13 protein-coding genes are annotated in these 13,722 nt (G+C 71.8%); 2 read left to right on the top strand and 11 right to left on the bottom strand.

The window, feature by feature from the left end:
* Positions 1–107: 107 nt before the first annotated feature.
* From ACFYPG_RS32865 to ACFYPG_RS32855, 3 genes are all read right to left on the bottom strand, one after another.
* Entirely contained in the window at positions 108–1,712 is a 1,605-nt protein-coding gene (locus ACFYPG_RS32865; RefSeq protein ID WP_355009516.1) for an FAD-dependent oxidoreductase, read from the bottom strand.
* 229 nt (positions 1,713–1,941) lie between these two features.
* Positions 1,942–2,646, bottom strand: coding sequence for a UdgX family uracil-DNA binding protein (locus ACFYPG_RS32860; protein ID WP_355009517.1), 705 nt, complete (start codon positions 2,644–2,646; stop codon positions 1,942–1,944).
* Between the two features lie 360 nt (positions 2,647–3,006).
* Complete coding sequence (locus ACFYPG_RS32855; RefSeq protein WP_355009518.1) at positions 3,007–4,347, bottom strand: aminotransferase class I/II-fold pyridoxal phosphate-dependent enzyme; 1,341 nt, start codon at positions 4,345–4,347, stop codon at positions 3,007–3,009.
* A gap of 36 nt (positions 4,348–4,383) precedes the next feature.
* On the opposite strand from ACFYPG_RS32855, the gene ACFYPG_RS32850 reads away from it, so the two are divergent.
* Together ACFYPG_RS32850 and leuE are read left to right on the top strand one after the other, a co-directional pair.
* On the top strand, positions 4,384–5,628 hold the full coding sequence (locus tag ACFYPG_RS32850) for a bifunctional pyridoxamine 5'-phosphate oxidase family protein/GNAT family N-acetyltransferase (RefSeq protein WP_355009519.1): 1,245 nt from the start codon (positions 4,384–4,386) through the stop codon (positions 5,626–5,628).
* Positions 5,628–6,299, top strand: a complete 672-nt coding sequence (gene leuE / locus ACFYPG_RS32845) for a leucine efflux protein LeuE (protein WP_355009595.1) — start codon at positions 5,628–5,630, stop codon at positions 6,297–6,299. The genes ACFYPG_RS32850 and leuE overlap by 1 nt, the downstream gene beginning before the upstream one ends.
* Before the next feature lie 454 nt (positions 6,300–6,753).
* Here the strand turns inward: leuE and ACFYPG_RS32840 are convergent, their stop codons facing one another.
* The 8 genes from ACFYPG_RS32840 to ACFYPG_RS32805 all read right to left on the bottom strand — a co-directional run bounded on the left by ACFYPG_RS32840 (position 6,754) and on the right by ACFYPG_RS32805 (position 13,640).
* A complete protein-coding gene (locus ACFYPG_RS32840; RefSeq protein ID WP_355009520.1) occupies positions 6,754–7,686 on the bottom strand; it encodes a sporulation protein in 933 nt (310 codons plus the stop codon).
* Between the two features lie 142 nt (positions 7,687–7,828).
* Entirely contained in the window at positions 7,829–8,893 is a 1,065-nt protein-coding gene (locus tag ACFYPG_RS32835) for a hemolysin family protein (RefSeq protein ID WP_355009521.1), read from the bottom strand.
* Positions 8,890–10,245, bottom strand: coding sequence for a hemolysin family protein (locus ACFYPG_RS32830; RefSeq protein WP_355009522.1), 1,356 nt, complete (start codon positions 10,243–10,245; stop codon positions 8,890–8,892). The genes ACFYPG_RS32835 and ACFYPG_RS32830 overlap by 4 nt, the downstream gene beginning before the upstream one ends.
* Before the next feature lie 183 nt (positions 10,246–10,428).
* A complete protein-coding gene (mnhG, locus tag ACFYPG_RS32825) occupies positions 10,429–10,788 on the bottom strand; it encodes a monovalent cation/H(+) antiporter subunit G (RefSeq protein ID WP_355009596.1) in 360 nt (119 codons plus the stop codon).
* Positions 10,788–11,051 carry a monovalent cation/H+ antiporter complex subunit F gene (locus tag ACFYPG_RS32820; RefSeq protein WP_355009523.1) on the bottom strand — a complete coding sequence of 88 codons (264 nt, stop codon included), beginning with the start codon at positions 11,049–11,051 and terminating at the stop codon, positions 10,788–10,790. Before ACFYPG_RS32820 ends, mnhG begins: the two co-directional genes overlap by 1 nt.
* A complete protein-coding gene (locus ACFYPG_RS32815; RefSeq protein ID WP_355009524.1) occupies positions 11,048–11,659 on the bottom strand; it encodes a Na+/H+ antiporter subunit E in 612 nt (203 codons plus the stop codon). Before ACFYPG_RS32815 ends, ACFYPG_RS32820 begins: the two co-directional genes overlap by 4 nt.
* The gene (locus ACFYPG_RS32810; RefSeq protein WP_355009525.1) at positions 11,656–13,161 is read right to left on the bottom strand and encodes a Na+/H+ antiporter subunit D; all 1,506 of its coding nucleotides are present in this window, start codon (positions 13,159–13,161) and stop codon (positions 11,656–11,658) included. The genes ACFYPG_RS32815 and ACFYPG_RS32810 overlap by 4 nt, the downstream gene beginning before the upstream one ends.
* On the bottom strand, positions 13,161–13,640 hold the full coding sequence (locus ACFYPG_RS32805; protein WP_355009526.1) for a Na(+)/H(+) antiporter subunit C: 480 nt from the start codon (positions 13,638–13,640) through the stop codon (positions 13,161–13,163). Before ACFYPG_RS32805 ends, ACFYPG_RS32810 begins: the two co-directional genes overlap by 1 nt.
* Positions 13,641–13,722: the final 82 nt, after the last annotated feature.

Here is a 13,722-nt window from a genome sequence, read left to right as displayed (position 1 = left end):
GGGCTGGGCCACCCCAGGTGAGAAAATGACCCAGCTCCTCGGTGTTGCAACCACCGGTTGAGCCCGCCCCGCTGACGGAAACTGTCCAAGATCTGGACAGCTCAGGGTCAGCCCGCCATCACCCGCTGGTGCAGTGCGGAGACCGCCGAACGCGCCGCGACGAACGCGCCGTGCTGCCAGGCCACCTCGTGGCTGAGCCAGTCCCCGGCGAAGTAGACCCGCCCGGCCGGCTGGAGCAGCAGGTTGTAGCCGGCCGTGCCGTACCGGGGCGACGTCCAGGCGCCCTCGATGTAGCGGGTCCGGTCCCAGGCGTGGGAGTACGAGGTGACCAGCTCACTGCGGTACTTGTCACCGTGGATCTTCACACCCTGGCTGATCGCGCGCTCGCTGCGCTGCTCCGGCGTGAGCCCGCTGTACGCCCTGGCGTTCGCCCCGGTGTTGTAGTACCCGACCACCAGGCCGCGCTTCCCGTGGAAGCCGTAGGACGGGTACCAGATGTGCGACAGGTCCAGGTCGGTCTCGGTGATGCCGCCGTAGATCCGCTGATCGGTCTCCCACCAGCGGCTGCGGTATTCCAGGCCGATCTTCCCGGAGGCGGTGACCGGAAAATCGGCCAGGGCCGCGGTCACCGCAGTGCCGAGATTGTGCGGCACCCGGGCCATCAGGTGCGGCGGCAGGGCCGCCACGCAGTAGTCGGCGGTGACCTGCGACTGCCGGCCGCCCTGCCGATAGGTCACCTCGACCCGGCTGCCCCGGTCGGTCACCCCGGTGACCTCGGCGTTGAGTCGGATCCGGTGCGGGCCCACCGCGCGGGCCAGGGCTCGGGGGATCTGGTCCATCCCGCCGACCGGCTGGAACATCAGCATGGCCTGGTCGTAGCCGAACTCGAAGGAGAAGTACCGGCCGATGTTGCTGGCGAACACGTCGGCGAGCGCCGGCGGCGCACCGAGCGGACTCCCCACGTCGTTACCCGCACCGGGATACGCGGAGAAGCCGCGACGGTTGGTCCCGGTGTACGCCCAGTCGCTGGTCCGTCCGCCGATCGCGCCGAAGCTCTGCAGGAACGACAGCAGCCGGTCACGGTCCTCGGTGGTGAGCCGGGCGTCCAGCGCGCCCTGGTCGGTGGCCTTGGCGAGCAGCTCCGAGACGTAGCCGTACACGTCGGCCTTGGCGGTGCGGTACCGGACCGGCTCGGTCATCCCGGCGGACTCGTTGTAGATCCAGGCGTCGGCGTTCTGGTTGGTGAAGACCTCGATGGGCACGCCGAGTTCCCGGCAGTAGTCCATCGTGACCATCCACTGTGCGATGCGGCCCGGCCCGGCGTTGAAGTAGACCCCGTCGGAGAAGCCGGCCCGCTGGGTGCGTCCGTCGAGGTCGGTCTCGACGTCGCCGCCCCGAATGGTCAGGTTCCGCCCACCGACGCGGTGCCGCGCCTCCAGGACGGTGCAGTGATAGCCGGCCTTGCCCAACTCGTACGCCGTGGTGAGCCCGGCGATGCCGCCGCCGAGCACGACCACGCTGGCGCCCGACCGCCCGCTGAGAGTGAAGTCGGAGGGTTCCGGCGGCCGGAATGCCGGGGTGACCGACGCCGCCGCGCTGGGGGCCAGCCCCATGGCGCCCATCGTGGCGAGCATCGCTCCGGCACCGCCGCTGATTCCAACCGTACGCAGGAACCCACGCCGGCTGACCATCGACTGCGTCTGATCGCTCATAACGGCCTCCCCTACAAGATCGACTCGCATGAGTCTGCAGAGGATCTGTTTCGCGGTTCACGCATCGCCGTTTCCGGCGGGTATCGCCTCGGCGCGCGACCCGGGCGGCAATTTCCGCCGGCTCGGGCCGGGGCGGCTGCGGTCGCCGGGCATTAGCCGTGGTGGGCCGTCCGTGGGCCGTGGTGAGCCCTGGTCGCCAGCTCGGGCCGCGGTGGGCCCTGGTCGCCGGCTAGGCGGGCAGGGCGCGGGTGACGACGGTCAGGTCGGCGACCAGCCCCTCGTACGCCTTGTCCTGGTCGTCGGCCCGCAGCACTGCGGACGGGTGGATGGTGGCCAGCAGCCGAGCCTGCGGGGCGTCGGCCCGGGTGCCGGCACTGTCCACCGGCACCTGCTCGAAGTCCGCGGGGTGCTGCGCCGACTCCGGCCAGGGCAGCAGCTCGCCCCGCTGCCGGGTGACCCGGAAGGACGGGCCGAGCAGCGCCTTGGCGGCGGTCGCGCCGAGCACCACCACGATCTCCGCACGCAGCCGGGCGAACTCCGCGACCAACCACGGCCGGCAGGCGGTGATGTGCGCCTGGTCCGGGGTCTGGTGGATCCGCCGCTTGCCACGCAACTCGAAGCGAAAGTGCTTGACGGCATTTGTCAGGTAGAGGTGACCCGGGTCCAGCCCGGCGTCGTCGACCGCGCGGCGCAGCAGGCGTCCGGCCGGGCCGACGAAGGGCAGCCCCTTCTGGTCCTCCATGTCGCCGGGCTGCTCGCCGACCAGCACCACCCGGGCGCTCTCGTCACCCCGGCCGAAGACCGTCTGCGAGGCGTCCCGGTACAGCTCGCAGCCCCGGCAGCCGCCCGCGGCGGTGCGCAGGTCGTTGATGGTATCGGCGTCAGGCGGGATGAACCGCTGGGCGCCCGGAGCGCTCCCGGTCTGCTCGGCCATGCCGACTGTTATATACCCGTTCGATGCTCACCGCCGGGTACGCCCCGGCCGCGACGCGTCAGTACCCGTTTCCGCCGCCGTCGCCGCCGGACGCGATCGCGATCAGCACGATGACGATGATGATGATCGCCACCGCAATGGCGATCCAGATCCCCTTACGAGCCCCACCTGAAGCCATGTCCCCCACCTCCGGGCCCCCGCGTACCCGTCCCCGCCGTCCCGAATCCCCGCGATCTTGCACTTTCTGCACAGACCAACGTCCACAGGCCCGACATTTCGCCAACCGAAACTGCAAGATCGCGGGGCGGGGGCGGGGGCGGGGGCGGGGGCGGGCGGGCCGCGCGGGGGCGAGGGCGGGGGTCAGGTGGGGAAGCCCTGGGTGGGGGGTGGGTTTTCGGCTCGGGCCAGGGCGGCAGCGAGGGGGGCCAGGTCGGCGGTGTCCAGGGAACTGACGGTGATGCGCAGGGCCGGCGGGGCGGCGATCCGGTAGAGCGCGCCGGGGGCCACCGCCCAGCCGGCGTCGCGGAGCGCTGTCACAGTGCTGGTCTCGTCCGCGACCGGCAGCCAGACGTTGATGCCGCTGCGACCGTGTGCGGTCAGGCCGCGTTCGGCCAGCGCGGCGAGCAGCCCCTCGCGGCGCTGCTCGTAGCTCTGCGCCGCCCGCTGCACCAACTCGGTGACCGCCGGGTCCCGCCAGAGGGCGAGCACCAGACGTTGCAGGACTGTGGAGACCCAGCCGGCACCGACCCGGGTACGACCGCTCACCCGGGCCACTGTCGTTTCGTCGCCGACCAGCACCGCCAGCCGCAGGTCCGGGCCGAAGGGCTTGCTCACCGAGCGGAGGAAGGCCCAGCTCGCTGTCGCACCGGCGAGCGGGTGCAGGGGTACGAGGGCCAGTTCGGCAGCGTGGTCGTCCTCGATCAACAGCAGGTCCCGTCGGCCGGCGAGTAGCGTCCGCAGCGCCTCGGCGCGATCCGCGGAGACGGCGGCACCGGTCGGATTCTGTGCCCGACTGGTGACGATCAGCGCCCGCGCTCCGGCGGCGAGCGCCGCGGCCACCCCGGCTACCAGCGGCCCTTCGTCGTCCACTGGTACGCCGATCGGGCGCAGGCCCAGCGCGGCGACGAGGTCGAGCAGGTTGGCCCAGCCCGGGTCCTCGACCGCCACCGCGTCGCCGGGGCGCAGGTGGGCGCCGAGCAACCGCTCGATGCCGTCCAGCGCACCGCCGGTCAGGGTCAACTCCCCGGCCGGTACGCCGTCGGCGCCCAGCCGGGCGCGGGCCGTCTCGGCCAGTTCGGGCAGGACCCCGGCATCGGAGTAGCCGACCGACGGGCCGTTCTCGCTGGCGAGCGCCGCCAGGTGCGGGCCCAGCGGGGGCAGCAGACGGGGGTCGGGTTCACCGCGGGACAGGTCCCGGGCGCCGGGCAACGGTGGGGGACGCAGTGCGGAGCGACGGGCGGCCACCGGCGGGCGGGGGCGCACCCGGGTCCCGTGCCGACCAGCGGTGGCGAGCAGGCCGCGCTGGCGTAGCTCCTGGTAGGCGCGGGCGACGGTGGCGGGGCTGACACCCAGCTCGGTGGCGAGCGCCCGCACGGGTGGCAGGGCGGCTCCCGCTGACAGGGCGCCGGTACGGATGCCCGACTCGATGCTGGCCGAAATCTCGACGGCTGTCGTACCGGTGAGCTGATACTGTGCTGACACAAATACGAGATTGTACTAGAACAAAGGGGCGAGCGCATGTATCCACCCACCGCCCGGACCACACCCCACCGCTCCCGCGACAGGATGAGCTACGACCAGGCCGCCGCCCACGCCGTACTCGACGAGGCGTACGACTGCGCGCTCAGCTTCACCGTCGACGGCCAGCCACGGGTGCTGCCCACCCTGCACGTCCGCATCGGCGACACGCTCTACCTGCACGGCTCCACCGGCAGTCGGCCGCTGCTCGCCGCCCGGGGCGACGACGGGTTGCCGGTCTGCGTCGCGGTGACGATTCTCGACGGGCTGGTCTACGCCCGCTCCCAGTTCCACCACAGCGCCAACTACCGCTCGGTCGTCGCGCACGGCACCGCCCGACTGGTCACCGACGAGCGGGAAAAGCTCGCCATGCTCACCGCGCTGGTCGAGAAGGTCGGCGCGGGACGCAGCACCGCCACTCGTCCGCCCAGCCGTCGCGAATTGGCCGAAACCGCCGTACTGGCGCTGCCACTGCGCGAGGTGTCCGTCCGGGCCCGCACCGGCGGGGTCCGCGAGGACGAGGCCGACCTGGACCTGCCGCACTGGGCCGGCGTGCTGCCGCTGCGACTGACCGCCGGGGCACCCGAGCCGGACGCCGGAGTCACCGCGCCGCTGCCGGCGTACCTGCGGACGCCCCGCACGCCGTGGCACGACCCGGTGCCGCTGCACGGCGAGCACGTTCGGCTGGAGCAGCTGGACCTGACCCACACCGACGAGTTGCACGCCGCCACCACGGACCCTGAAGTGTGGCGACACCTCAACGTCGCGCCGCCCTCCGCGCCCGCCGAAACCGCCGAGGTGATCGGCACCGCCCTGGCCGCCCAGCACCGGGGCGAGCGGGTGGCCTGGGTGCAGCGGTGCGCGGCGACCGGGGCGGTGGTGGGCAGCACGTCCTACTACGAGATCGACCCGGAGCGGCGGGCGGTGGCGATCGGGTACACCTTCCTCGGCCGACCCTGGTGGCGTACCGGGATCAACACCGAGGCGAAGCTGCTGCTGCTCGGCCGGGCCTTCGACGACCTGGGCGCGGTACGGGTCACCTGGCACACCGACATCCGCAACGGTCGCTCCCAGGCGGCCATCGAACGGCTCGGGGCGACCCGGGAAGGGGTGCTGCGGATGCACCGACAACGCCTGGACGGCTCCTGGCGGGACACCGTGCAGTACGCGATGACCGTCGACGAGTGGCCGAACGCACAGGCCAGGCTGCGGGAAAGACTTCTGCGGACGGCACCGGTGGCGTGATGATGGCGGGCGTGCTGGGGATCACCGACATCTGGACGTACGTGCTGGGCACCGTGGCCATCATCCTGCTGCCCGGGCCGAACTCACTCTTCGTGCTCTCCACCGCCGCCAAACGAGGCGTCGCGGTCGGCTACCGGGCCGCCGCGGGCGTGTTCGTCGGCGACGGGGTGCTGATGTTCCTCTCCGCCGCCGGGGTGGCGTCGCTGCTCAAGGCGTACCCGCCGCTGTTCCTGGTGATCAAGTACGCAGGTGCCGCGTACCTCGGTTATGTCGGAGTGACCATGCTGCTCGGCGCCGTGCGGCGCTGGCGCGACCGCAACGACCCGAGCACGCCGCGGCTCATCGACGCCGCGGAGCCGGCGGCGATGCGCAGCCCGTTCCGGAAGGCGCTGGTGATCAGCCTGCTGAACCCGAAGGCGATCCTGTTCTTCATCTCGTTCTTCATCCAGTTCGTCGACCCCGGTTACGCGTGGCCGGCGCTGTCGTTCCTGCTGCTCGGGCTGATCGCGCAGGTGACCAGCGTGCTCTACCTGACCGCGTTGATCTTCGCGGGCACCTTCCTGGCCGCCCAGTTCCGCCAACGCCGCCGCCTGGCGGCCGGCGGCACCACCGCCGTGGCAGCCCTGTTCCTGGCCTTCAGCCTCAAGCTGGCCACCGCCACCGCCGGCTGACCCGCGCCTCGCCGCCCCCGCTCCCGCCCGCCCGCTCGCGCGGCCGGCTGCCCGGCTGCCCGGCTGCCCGGCTGCCCGGCTGCCCGGCTGCCCGGCTGCCCGCGATCTTGCACTTTCGGTTGGCGAAATGCGCGCTGTTGACTGATTTGTCGGCACCGAAAGTGCAAGATCGCGGAGGTTAGCGACGTCGCGTCCTCCGCACGCGTCGATCTTGGAGTTGTGGTGCCTCATGAAAGGCGCGAAACGGGATGTTCATCCCACCACGACTCCATGATCGACGGGGCCGTAGGGCAGCGCGGGGTCGGCGGCGAGGGCGGCGCGGGGCGGGCAGCGCGAAGGGGCGAGGCAGGGCGGGGCGGGCAGCGCGAAGGGGCGAGGCAGGGCGGGGCGGGCAGCGCGAAGGGGCGGGGCGGGCAGCGCGGGCAGCGCGAAGGGGCGGGGCGAGTGCGGCGGGTCAGGTGCCGTCGCCGCCGCCGGAGCCACCGCCTCCTATGCCGGCGCCGCCGGCTGTGCCGCCGAGGCCGTAACCCGGTTTGATCGGCTCGTCGGGGTGGCGGCTGACGTGGGCTGATCCCGCGATCTGCGCGGACCAGTCGGCGTGCGCGGCAGCGGCGGCGTGTCGGTTGATCGCCTGGCGGATCCAGCCGTCCACAGTGGCGACCCAGTCCCGCCGGTCGGCGCCCTCGTGCCAGATCCGGAACCGGCTGATGCTCTGGTGGGTGATGCCGGCCAGCGCCAGCCGGCGGTCCATCCAGAGGATCGCCTCCAGGCCCGCCGAGTTGGTCACGAAGATCACTTCCAGCTCGGTGATCGGGCCGGCGTAGAGCGGTCCGACCCAGTAGCCCCAGCGCTGGTGCAACGGCAGGTTGTGTTCCACCCCTGGCAGCCCGCCCTCCTGCAACCCGGACTGGCGGATCATGAAGCCGAGGGTGTCCAGCGCCGCCAGCACGTGCTGCTGGGTGGGGATCGGGTGCACGAAGACCGGCACCATGGCCCCCTGGTCGAGATCGGGGTCGAGGGACACCTCGGTCCGCAAACCCATCCGCAGGCTCAGCAGCGGCACCCCACCGAAGGTGGTCACCGGGGTCTCCCACGGCAGCGGGAACGCGAAGTCGACAGCCCGCCGCCGACCGGCCGGTACGACGAACCGGCCGGCGATCGGCACGTCGAAGAACTGCATGAGACGCCGGGGCGCGGACGGGTCGTCCGGCTCGACGGTGGTGACCAGGCCGAGTCGGATGTGCCGCACCAGCACGTTGTCCGGGCCGGCAGCGAGGGTCACCCGTCCGGGCAGGCGCAGGCCCGGTCGGGTACTCGGGTTGGGCAGCGTTGTCTGCACGGAGAGCCCGGTCCCACCGGACTCCGGGGACACTCCCGTCAGCCGCACCGCACGCCCCCTCCCGGGACGGGGCCGTGCCGGCCCCACCCGGCGCGCCTACCCGGTCGGGGTGACCTCAAGCTTGCCGCGCCGACCTGGCCACGCCTCCTCGACCCGGCCGCGCCTCCTCGACCCGGCCGGGTCGTAGGGGTCAGCGCAACCGCCGCCCTCGGGGCACCGTGTCGGTCTCGTCGTCGAACTCCCCGATGACCTCCTCCAGGAGGTCCTCCAGGGCCACGAAACCGATCGGCCGGGCCGGGCCACCGCCGTTGCGGACCAGCGCGAGTTGTGACTGTCGAGCCCGCATCGCCGCCACCGCCTCGGTGACCGAGGACGTCGCGGGCAGTGTGAACGCGGGGGTCATCAGCTCCCCGGCGGTGGCGACCCGGCCGGTGGTGACCACCCGTACCGCCTCCCGGACGTGCACGAGCCCGCACACGTCGCCCGCCTCGTCGAGCACCGCGAGCCGGGATCGGCCGCTGTCCCGGCTGACCTCCTCGATCCGCTCGGCCGGGTCGTCGCGGCGGACGGTGACCATGGTGGCGAACGGTTCCATCACCTGCGCCACCGACGTGCCCTGCAACTCCAGCATGCTGGTCAGCAGTTGGTGCTGCTCAGCACCGAGCAGCCCGTGCTCCCGGGACTGCTCCAGCAGCATCCGCAGCTCGTCCGGGCCGTGCACCTGGGCGAGCTGGTCCTGCTGATTGACGCCGAACAGCCGCAGGATCGCGTTGGCCAGGGCGTTCAGCGCGGAGAGCACCGGCCGGGAAACCCGGGCGAAGGCGCGGAACGGCAACGCGAGCAGCGTCGCCGAGCGCTCCGCGTCGGTGATCGCCCACGACTTCGGTGCCATCTCCCCCACCACCAGGTGCAGAAAGGTCACCACCCCGAGGGCGAAGACCAGGGCGATCAGGTGACTGGCAGCGTCCGGCAGGCCCACCGCGTGCAGCAGGGGGCTGAGCAGGTGCTCGATCGCCGGCTCGGCCAGCGCGCCGAGACCCAGGGTGCACAGCGTGATGCCGAGCTGCGCGCCGGCCAGCATCAGCGACAGCTCGCGGACGCCATCCAACGCGGCCCGTGCCGCTCGGCCACCGTTTGCCGCCGCCTGTTCCAGGCGGTAGCGCTTGCTGGCCACCAGGGCGAACTCGGCGGCCACGAAGAACCCGTTCAGCGCCAGCAGGATCACCGAACTGAACAGTGCGATCCCGGGGCTCATGCGGTCACCTCGGGTTTGGTCAACTGCAACCGCACCGAGTCGGCCACGTGCCGGTCCACGGCCAGCACCTCGACCAGCGCCCGGGGCTCCGCCTCGTTGACCTCGCCGTCCGCGCCCTCGGGTTGCAGGCTGATCTCCAATCGGTCACCGACCTCGGGCACCCGGCCCAGCTCCCGCATCACCAACCCGGACAGGGTGTCGTACTCGGGGGCCTCGGGCAGGGCGATGCCGGTGCTGTCGGCGACCTCGTCGATCCGCCAGCGGGCCGGCACCACCCAGGATCCGTCGTCCTGCCGGGCGGGTGCCCGGTCCGGTGGGTCGTCCTCGTCGCGGATCGGGCCGACCAGTTCCTCGGCGATGTCCTCGAGCGTGATGACGCCGGCGAAGCCGCCGTACTCGTCGACCACGCACGCCATCTGCCGGTGCCCGGACCGCAGGCGGTCGAGCACTGTGGGCAGGGGCAACGTCTCCGGTACGAGCAGCGGCGGCCCGGCCACCGCGCTCACCGGGGTGGTGGCCCGCTCCGCCGGGGGTACGCCGAGCACGTCGGCGATACCGACGATGCCGAGCACGTCGTCGACGCCCTCCGCACCGCGTACCGGGAAGCGGGAGTGGCCGGTGTCCAGCAGCTCGACCACCCGGCTCACCGGCTCGTGCGCCCGGACGGTGTGCACGTCGACGCGGGGCACCATGGCCTCGCCGGCGGTCAGCTCGCGGAAGTCCAGACCTCGGTCGAGCAGCGTGGACATCTCGGCGTCGAGGCTGCCCTCCTCGCGGGACTCGGCGATGATCTGCTCCAGGTCCGCCGGGGTGGCGCCGCTGGGCAGTTCCTCGATCGGTTCGATGCCGAGGCGGCGCAGCAGCCGGACCGAGGCCCGGTCGAAGAGCCGGATCAGCGGTCCGGCGACGGCCAGGTAGACGAGGGTGGAGCGGCTCAGCGCCCGCGCCAACTGCTCGGCCCGCGCGATGGCCAGGTTCTTCGGGGCCAGCTCACCGAGGACCATCTGCACGATGGTGGCGATGACCAGGGCCAACGCCACCGACAGCGGAAGGCTGACCGCCTCGCTGACGCCGGCCACGCCGAGCAGGTCGGCCAGCCCGCCGCCCAGGTACGGCTCGGCGACGTAACCAACCAGCAGGGCGGTGACGGTGATGCCGAGTTGGGCACCGGAGAGCATGAAGGAGAGCCGACTGGTGACGGTCAGGGCCCGGGCGGCGGCCGGATCGCCATCGTCGGCGAGCTGGCGCAGCTTGCCCCTGTCCACGGCGACGTAGCCGAACTCCTGCGCCACGAAGTAGCCGGTGGCGGCAGTAAGAACAATGATCAGAAGGAGACCAACGACGATCAACACGGGTTGCTCAGGGCTCCCGGGGTCGTCGGTACGGGGATATGCCGGGCACGACCCGGCTGGCTACTGCTGCCCTCCTGGGCAGAAGAGTCGATCATGCCGCTATTTTATCGGCGTCGGCTGGGACTCCGCTGGGGGTGGGCCGAAGGAGCGGATCGTCCGGTTCACCGGGCCGCCCGGGGCCGTTCACGCCGGGCCCGCCGATCCACCACCTGATCCGCGTTCGGCCAGCTCATCGGCGTCGAGCAGGCTCCGGTCAAGCCGCCCCGACCGGTACGCGGCCCGCCCGATCATCTGCGCCGCGACCGGCGCGGTGGACAACTGGAAGACCGCCACCAGCAGGATCATGCCCAGGTCCGCCGGGGACCGCAGCCGCAACGCGATGCCCAGCAGCAACAGGAGCACCCCGAGCACCTGTGGTTTGGTGGCCGCGTGCATCCGGGACAGCGCGTCCGGGAACCGCAGTACGCCGATCCCGGCGGCCAGGGCGAGCAGCGCGCCGGCCACCAGACAACCGGCGCCGAGCCAGTCCGCGATCGTCGCGATCACTGCTGCTCCCGGACGGCGAAGCGGACCAGCGACACCGAGCCCACGAAGCCGAGCAGGGAGAGCACCACCAGCACGGGCAGCGTGGTGGCGTGCCGGTTGACCGCCGCCTCGGCGCCCACCCCGGCGACCATCGTGGCGAGCAGCATGTCCGCGGCGATCACCCGGTCGACCAGCGACGGGCCACGGTAGAGGCGGGCCAGCGCGAGGAGCGCGGTGACCGACAGCAGTGCGGTGAGGACGACGGCCAGGAAGGTGGTCACGGGCGGGTTCCCTTCTCGGGTGAGGTGACGTCGAGTCGGCGCAGTTCGCTGGTGGAGCCGATCGCGCGGACGATTCGCCGCTCGACGGTGAGCGTGCGGGCCCGGGCCACGTCCAGGTCCCTGGGACCGTGGGTGTCCAGGACGTGCAGGTAGAGAGTTCCGGAGTCCCGGTCCACCTCGAGAATCAACGTGCCCGGCACCAACGAGACCGCCTCGGCGGTGAGCGCCAGGTTCAGGTCGGTGGCCACCCGCAACCGGACCCCGATGATCGCCCCGCGCGGTCGGTAGCCGGGCTGCACGGCGATCCGGGCGATGTGCAGGCTCGCGCTGACCAGCTCGACGGCGAACCGGCCCGCGAACTCCAGCAGCGCCCACGGTCGCAACCGGCCACCGAAGCTGACCGCCGGCAGCGGGTAGAACACCAGCACGGCCGCACCCACCAACAGGCCACCGATCAGGTTGGCCCAGTTGACGTCACCCCAGAGCAGGATCCAGACCACCACCAGCCACCCGAGCGCCACCGCCTGGTCCCGCCAGCGCCCGAGCCGCCCTCGCCCCACCACGGCGGACCCGGGGGTGTCGGGAGCCGGCTCCGGGGGGCCGGTCACGGCACACCGCCCGGCAGCACGGCACGGACGTACGGGGTGCGCAGCCGCAGGTCCGAAGCCGCGTCGGTGGTGACGTCGAAGAGCGGACCGGCCAGCACTGTCAACGCCAGCCCGAGGGCGACCAGGGCCACTGTGGCGCCCACCATCAGCTTCGGCAGCTGGATCCCCGGCTCGCTGGTGGCCAGCCGGGGCGCGCGCCAGAAGGCGATGTTCCACACCCGGGACGCCACGTACAGGGTGAGCAGGCTGGTCAGCGTGCCGGCCGCGACCAGCACGCCGGGCAGCGGCCCGCCGGCGGCCACCCCGGCCTGGAGCAGGCCGAGCTTGCCGAGGAAGCCGGAGAACGGTGGTACGCCGGCGAGATTCATGGCCGGGATGAAGAAGAGCACACCCAGCAGCGGCGCCACCCGGGCCAACCCGCCGATACGACGCAGGTCGGTGCTGCCGGCACGCTCCTCGACCAGGCCGGCGACGAGGAACAGCGTGGTCTGGATGGTGATGTGGTGCACCACGTAGAAGATCGCGCCGGAGAGGCCGGCCACGGTACTCAACGCCACCCCGAAGATCATGTAGCCGATGTGACTGACCAGGGTGAACGAGAACAGTCGCTTCAGGTCGGACTGGGCCACCGCGCCGAGGATGCCGATCACCATGGTCAGCCCGGCGACGACCATGAGCAGGATGTGGGCACGCCCACCCGGAAACAGCAACGTCTCGGTGCGGATGATCGCGTAGACGCCCACCTTGGTGAGCAAGCCCGCGAAGACGGCCGTGACCGGAGCCGGTGCGGTGGGGTAGCTGTCCGGCAGCCAGGCCGACAGCGGGAAGACCGCCGCCTTGATCGCGAAGGCCAGTAGCAACATCAGCTCCAGGGCCAGTCGGACACCGCCGGGCAGGTCGTCGAGACGCTGGGCGAGCTGGGCAAGATTGAGTGTGCCGGTGGCCGCGTACACCAGACCCACCGACATCAGAAAGATCATCGAGGAGAGGATGCTGACCACCACGTACGTCGACCCGGTCCGGATCCGGGTCTCCGTGCCCCCCAGAGTGATCAGCACGAAGCTGGCGGCCAGCAGGATCTCGAACCCGACGAAGAGGTTGAACAGGTCACCGGCCAGGAACGCGTTCGTGACACCCGCCGTGAGCACCAGGTACGTCGGGTGGAAGATCGACACCGGGGAGCTCTCAATCGTCTCGCTGCCGCCCTGGCCGACCGAGTACAGCAACACGCACAGCGTCACCGCCGACGAGACCACGACCATCAGCGCGGCCAGCTGATCGGCCACCAGGACGATGCCGACCGGCGCCGGCCACCCCCCGACCGCCACCACCACCGGCCCGTGCCGGTACGCCTGCACCAGCAGCACCACAGCCACCGTGAGCGTGCCGCTCAGACACAGCACGCTGATCGTTCGCTGGATTCGGGGCTTCCCGGCCAGCAGCAGGGTCAGCGCCGCACCGAGCAGCGGCACCACCACCGGCAGCGGCACCAGGGCGCGCATCACGACTCGTCCCCGCGTCGTAGCCGTCGGCGGGCCGGCTCGGGATCGACCTGTTCCGGGTCTCCGTTCGGGCCCTCGCCACCGTGATCGACAGTACCCACCTCGTTGCGTCCGGCCCGGCGGATGATCTGCCTGTCCTCCAGGTCGTCGGGCACCTCGTCGTCCCCGGACAGATACCAACTGCGGTACGCCACAGCGAGCAGGAACGCGGTGAACCCGAAGGTGATCACGATGGAGGTCAGGACCATCGCCTGCGGCAGCGGGTCGCTCATCCGCTCCACCGGGCCCGTGCCGACGATCGGCGCCGCACCCGACCGCCCGCCCAACAGGATCAACAGGTTCACCCCGTTGCCGAGCATGATCACCCCGAGCAGGATCCGGGTCAGGCTGCGCTCCAACAGCAGGATCACCCCGCACCCGACCAGCACCGCGACGGCCAGCACCAGCACCAACGTCGGCCCCGCACCGCTCCTCGTCACCGCGCCACCCCTGTTCGCGACTGCGGGGCTCGCAAACCCGGCTCACTCCTCGCGCTCACCGTGCCACCCCTGTTCGCGACTG

It is taken from the genome of Micromonospora sp. NPDC005553 (assembly GCF_042871765.1).
Taxonomy (GTDB): domain Bacteria; phylum Actinomycetota; class Actinomycetes; order Mycobacteriales; family Micromonosporaceae; genus Micromonospora.
Note: the sequence above shows the minus strand (reverse complement) of the source record. Positions and strands in the feature narration are given on the sequence as shown.